This is a genomic window from Paraburkholderia sp. SIMBA_027, assembly GCF_046535315.1.
GTDB classification, from domain to species: Bacteria; Pseudomonadota; Gammaproteobacteria; order Burkholderiales; family Burkholderiaceae; genus Paraburkholderia; species Paraburkholderia tropica.
Genome location: NZ_JAWRWY010000127.1, coordinates 1 through 419, shown reverse-complemented (window position 1 = coordinate 419; position 419 = coordinate 1). Strand labels below are relative to the sequence as shown.

Annotated in this window: 1 rRNA gene; it reads left to right on the top strand. The window is 54.7% G+C overall.

The features are described 5' to 3' along the window. Window positions 1-419 (top strand): 23S ribosomal RNA (locus SB764_RS38430); the annotation flags it as partial.

The following is a 419-nucleotide window of genomic DNA, read 5'->3' as shown; positions in this document are numbered from 1 at the left end:
GAAGGCTCGTCCGCTCAGGGTTAGTCGGGACCTAAGCCGAGGCCGAAAGGCGTAGGCGATGGATAACAGGTTGATATTCCTGTACCACCTCCTCACCATTTGAGCAATGGGGGGACGCAGGAGGATAGGGTAAGCGCGGTATTGGATATCCGCGTCCAAGCAGTTAGGCTGGGAAATAGGCAAATCCGTTTCCCGTGAAGGCTGAGCTGTGATGGCGAGCGAATTATAGTAGCGAAGTTCCTGATTCCACACTGCCAAGAAAAGCCTCTAGCGAGGTGAGAGGTGCCCGTACCGCAAACCGACACAGGTAGGCGAGGAGAGAATCCTAAGGTGATCGAGAGAACTCTCGTTAAGGAACTCGGCAAAATGACCCCGTAACTTCGGGAGAAGGGGTGCTCTGTTAGGGTGCAAGCCCGAGA